The organism is Glutamicibacter sp. NPDC087831, from assembly GCF_044742845.1.
Classification (GTDB): Bacteria; Actinomycetota; Actinomycetes; order Actinomycetales; family Micrococcaceae; genus Glutamicibacter.
The window spans coordinates 1,052-6,060 of record NZ_JBIUVH010000011.1 but is presented as its reverse complement, the minus strand read 5'-3'; the positions used below and the strand labels follow the sequence as shown (position 1 = coordinate 6,060).

Annotated in this window: 3 protein-coding genes and 3 tRNA genes; 5 read left to right on the top strand and 1 reads right to left on the bottom strand. The window is 53.3% G+C overall.

Going from position 1 to position 5,009, the window contains the following annotated elements; genetic code table 11:
* The first annotated feature begins 1,098 nt into the window (after positions 1–1,098).
* From ACIOJF_RS17915 to ACIOJF_RS17895, 5 genes are all read left to right on the top strand, one after another.
* Positions 1,099–2,523: an amino acid permease gene (locus tag ACIOJF_RS17915; protein ID WP_105662735.1), complete on the top strand. Its 1,425-nt coding sequence runs from the start codon at positions 1,099–1,101 to the stop codon at positions 2,521–2,523.
* A 176-nt stretch (positions 2,524–2,699) separates the two neighbouring features.
* Complete coding sequence (locus tag ACIOJF_RS17910; protein ID WP_402741996.1) at positions 2,700–4,076, top strand: FAD-binding oxidoreductase; 1,377 nt, start codon at positions 2,700–2,702, stop codon at positions 4,074–4,076.
* Between the two features lie 109 nt (positions 4,077–4,185).
* Positions 4,186–4,259 (top strand) — tRNA-Pro (locus ACIOJF_RS17905).
* Between the two features lie 286 nt (positions 4,260–4,545).
* A tRNA-Gln gene (locus tag ACIOJF_RS17900) sits at positions 4,546–4,617 on the top strand.
* A 48-nt stretch (positions 4,618–4,665) separates the two neighbouring features.
* A tRNA-Glu gene (locus tag ACIOJF_RS17895) sits at positions 4,666–4,741 on the top strand.
* A 58-nt stretch (positions 4,742–4,799) separates the two neighbouring features.
* On the opposite strand, the gene ACIOJF_RS17890 is transcribed toward ACIOJF_RS17895, so the two are convergent.
* On the bottom strand, positions 4,800–5,009 hold a 210-nt coding region (locus ACIOJF_RS17890; protein WP_402741995.1), incomplete at its 5' end, for a hypothetical protein.

Here is a 5,009-nt window from a genome sequence, read left to right as displayed (position 1 = left end):
AACTTGAGTAGATGGTTTGAGGCCCTGGTACCGTTTGGTGCCGGGGCCTCACCTGTTTAACCCGTGCAGGGGAGGGGGAATTGGGCAGCTGGTGCAGCCTGGTTCCCCCTCCCCTCCTGCTTTAACGACCAGTGCGTCCAGGGTATTTGTGTTGGCCAAGGTTGCCGGCTGGCTCAGTTGCTTGCACCGGATGACGAGGGCCAGGTTACCCGAGAATTATTCACTGGAGTTCTTATCCAAATTGAAGATCAGGTTGTCGGCCCAGCCAGCCTTGCTGAGCCATATTTGTTCCCTGACGGGTATCGACTAAAAATGCCAGCTGGTCGACTGCGTAATTTGAGTTTCAGGCACCAAGGCGACAGCTCCGTTTCGGAAGACGATTCCCGCAGTTGCACCACATTCACCTGCCGGCGTGCAATGGTGAGAGCAACTGGCAACCACAGGTCTCGGCGTAAGGGGATTCGACCGACCAAGGGAACCAAGACTGCGAGAATTCACCGGGTCAGGCCAATGAACGTCATTGTGGACCTCGTCTTGGAAAGCCTTGAAAGCAATAGATACTGTCATCCACCGCCCGAAGACACCGGCATCATGTTTCTGAAGACGCGGACGCTAACGGACAGCAGATGCTTTGACTTCCGGTGGACAACATGACGGACACAGGCGGGCGTGGCTGCTGACCACTGACGTGCAGCACTTTGAAGCCAGCCGTATCGGAATCCTGCCTCGATATCGAGGGATTGCGCAAGCACATTTAAGCATTCTCAAGGTCGTTGGTGAGGATCGCGCAGCATGATCCTTCAATTGGATTCACGAGTATCTGACTGCATTGCATGCCGGGATGTGTACTTCTATCTACAGCTCGCGAGTGGTCGAAATTCCAGAATGCCCATCACGCTGTCCCGAGATACCCGTTGGAAGAATTGCCATCCGGTATCTCAGCTTCTTTTCACCACGAGTCTGAGGTACCGGACTATCTTGTCTTTTTCCCCGCTCCAAGATGCGTGTGACTGCGATTACATGGATGTCGGGGTTGAAGCACACCATGAAAAGTGAGCGGCAAACCTCTGATGCAGTTAGGAATCTCGGAGGAGCAGCATGCGTACTAGCCAGACAAGTCAAAACTTGAAACGTGGTTTAAGCACACGGCACATCAGGTTTATCGCTCTAGGGTCTGCTATTGGCACAGGCTTGTTCTATGGTTCCGCAAGCGCCATTCAAATGGCTGGGCCAGCGGTGCTGTTGGCATACATACTCGGTGGGGCAGTGGTGTTCATGGTGATGCGTGCGTTGGGAGAAATGGCAGTCCGCAATCCGACCTCCGGCTCATTCGGAAGCTATGCCACTGAATTCGTTGGACGCTTTGCTGGCTTTGCAACCGGGTGGACCTACACGTTTGAAATGTTTGTGGTGGCCCTGGCTGACGTGACAGCTTTTGGCGTATATATGGGTTTCTGGTTTCCCAACGTCGAACGATGGATCTGGATCCTGGCAGTTGTTTTCTTCATTGCTGCCGTGAACCTGCTCTCGGTCAAAGTCTTCGGGGAACTGGAATTTTGGTTCTCCTTGATCAAGGTCGTCGCTATCATGGCAATGATCGCTGGTGGCGTTCTCGTAATCGTCTTCGGGTTGGGCAACCAAAGCGAAGGAGCTGCAGGTCTATCCAATCTCTTTGCTGGCGACGGTTTCATGCCGCATGGTGTCTGGGGCATTCTCGCTTCCCTGACGATTGTCATGTTTGCCTTCGGCGGCACCGAAGTGATCGGCATTACCGCTGGCGAAGCGCAAAACCCGCGTAAAGTCATTCCGCAGGCAATTAACTCTGTACCAGTGCGCATCTTGCTGTTCTACGTACTGACGCTCAGCGTCATCATGTGCATTCAGCCGTGGAACACGATTGACGGTAGTGAAAGTCCATTCGTTTCGATCTTCTCCAGCATCGGCTTCTCGTCAGCAGCAAATGTCCTGAACTTCATCGTCATCACTGCGGCACTCTCAGCAATCAACGCAGACATCTTCGGCGCGGGACGCATGATTCACGGTATGGCCAAACAAGGCCAGGCACCACAGGTATTCACGAAGACCACGGCTAACGGGGTCCCATGGGTGACTTCACTATCGATGATCGGCGCATTGCTGATTGGCGTAGTGCTGAACATATGGTTCGAAGATGAGATCTTCTTCCTCATTGCTGCATTGGCTACTTTCGCCACCGTCGTTGTTTGGTCGATGATCCTGATCTCTCATATTCGGATGAAGCACCGGATAGACAGAGATAATCTTGAACCTTCTGCATTCCCAGTTCCGCTTTGGCCAGTGGGTAGCTACTTGGCGCTGGCCTTCATGATCTTCGTGATCATCTTAATCGGCATTATTCCTGATACGCGTAGTGCACTCATTACCGGTCTAATCTGGGTGGCAATCCTGGGCGTCTGTTATCGACTATTCGTCAGGGGAAAAGCTCTTCCAGCAGAAATCCAAGCAGCACAATCGAAAGAAAATGCAGCAGCTGAACGGTCCTAGCCCGATAAATAATAGGGCAATGACGTATGCCGGCCCCGGACTGGCTGGCCATGAGGGCGCAAACGCAGTGTTGAACCGAGCTACTAGTAAATTGCCAAGTCATCAAGTTCGGCAAAGACCTTCAAAAGCCGTAGTCTCAGGTAATCACTTGCACGCAACGATCCGTGGAGATAAAGATGGCCGCTACCCATGCCGGATTTCTAGATGCCCTCAGCGCGGCATTACCAGAGAATGCCATAGAATCATCGGGCCCGCTGCTTCGAGAAAACTCTAGAGACTTCGGGCAGTTGTCGGGGGATCCCATTGAACCGCTGGCCGTGGTTTTCGCCAGTTCCGTAGCGGATGTACAACACGTTCTACGCTTGGCTGGCGAATACAGGGTACCGGTCATCAGCCGCGGCGCCGGCACAGGTGTTTCTGGCGGTGTGCACGTACTAGGTGATGCCATCGTCTTGAACTTGAGCAAGATGAATAGAATCCTAGAGATCCGCCCGGAAGATGAAGTCGCTGTGGTTGAACCTGGCGTCATCAATCATCAGCTGAACGAAGCCGTTTCCGAATTCGGCCTCATGTACGCCCCGGATCCTGCTAGCTACAAGATGTCTACGATTGGCGGCAACATCGCAACCAACGCGGGAGGCCTGCGGTGCGCGAAGTATGGCGTGACTCGAGAAGCAGTGCTCTCCCTAGACGTCGTATTGGCTGACGGCCGACTAATCCGCGTTGGCAAGAATACGTTCAAGGGTGTAGCAGGGTATGATCTCGCCGCACTTTTCACAGGGTCCGAGGGCACGCTGGGCGTTGTCGTTCGCGCAGTTCTCCGATTGCGCTATCTCCCGGTAGACGAACGAGACATAGCTCTATTGTTCCCCAGCCTGGAGGAAGCAGTCGAGGGCGTTCAACTGATTGCCAAAGCCAGAATTCAGCCTGCCATTTTGGAACTCATCGATCATTCGACTCTGCTCATTCTTGATGAACAGTACTCGACGAATTACGCAGGTCTCGGCGGTGCCATGCTCTTGGCTCGACTGGATGGCTACGGCGCCGAGCGTGAAGAAGCCGCTCTCCGCAGTGTTTTCGCAGAACGCAATGCCCAGCTAAGCAATTCGGCAGATCCGAGTGCTATGCAACTGATCGAAATGCGCCGAACCAGCCGGGGTGATACTAAAGACGATGCTTACCGGACTGGAGAGGATGTCGCCATTCCGAAAAGCAAGATGCTTGAATACGTGCACCGCGTTCAACGGGCTGCGCGGGAGGAAAACGTAAACATGCGGATGATTTCGCATGTAGGGGATGGCAATCTGCATCCGACGTTTTCTGTAGAACCGGAAGACGGCAACGAGCCACTAGCGAGGCTTGACCGTGCAGTTGAAAGCTCCGTACGTATTGCACTGGAACTAGGCGGCACAATTACTGGCGAACACGGTGTCGGGTTGATCAAAAAAGATTGGTTGCAATGGGAACAAGCAACAGAAGTGATCGAACTCCAACAGCAGATCAAGAACCTTTTGGACCCGTTGAATATCTTGAATCCTGGGAAAGCTATCTAATGGTCTTAAGCTGCGAGGCCCGGCTAAGGACTTGGCGGCAAAGAAAAGAGTAGCTATGCCGGGCATTGATGGGAATTCTGCAGGGTGTATAGTGAAATGGTTGTAACCACGGGATATAGCGCAGCTTGGTAGCGCGCGTCGTTCGGGACGACGAGGTCGCAGGTTCGAATCCTGTTATCCCGACACACAGCTAAGGGGGAACTTCGGTTCCCTCTTTTGCATTAAGCAGTCGTCTCAGCACGCAGTGACAGGTCAAGTGGACCTGCCTCCTTCGGCGGCAATTTATCGGCTGACGTGTAGCGAAGCTCAGGTCTGTTACAGGCATTTCAATAAACGAGCTGCAGATCACTCGAGGATATTGCCCCAGGATGTGCGATCCGTGAATTTTTTAGGTATAGTTATATCTCGTGCTAAGGCGTTCAGCGCAGATCAGCTTCGGCTGCTGAAGCAAATGAATAGCAAGTCACATTGGGATATGGTGTAATTGGCAACACAACGGTTTCTGGTTCCGTCATTCTAGGTTCGAGTCCTGGTATCCCAGCGCTTCACCAAAGAGATTTGGTGAGCTGAAGATTTATCTTCAGCATACGGCCCCATCGTATAGCGGCCTAGTACTCCGCCCTCTCACGGCGGCAACACGGGTTCGAATCCCGTTGGGGTCACCAAAGCAAAAATCGCGAAACTTATGTTTCGCGATTTTTTTATGCCCAAAAACCGAGGATTCTACGGAACCGACAGCGGCTTCCGCTGCAACCTCCTTAAGCAGGGTAATCCGTCAGTAATGTAACGGCGCAGAGTTGCAGGTCTGGCGCGGGTGAGGGGAAACTGCCCGTTGAGCCCGTTGAGCCCGTTGAGCCCGTTGAGCCCGTTGAGCCCGTTGAGCCCGTTGAGCCCGTTGAGCCCGTTGAGCCCGTTGAGCCCGTTGAGCCCGTT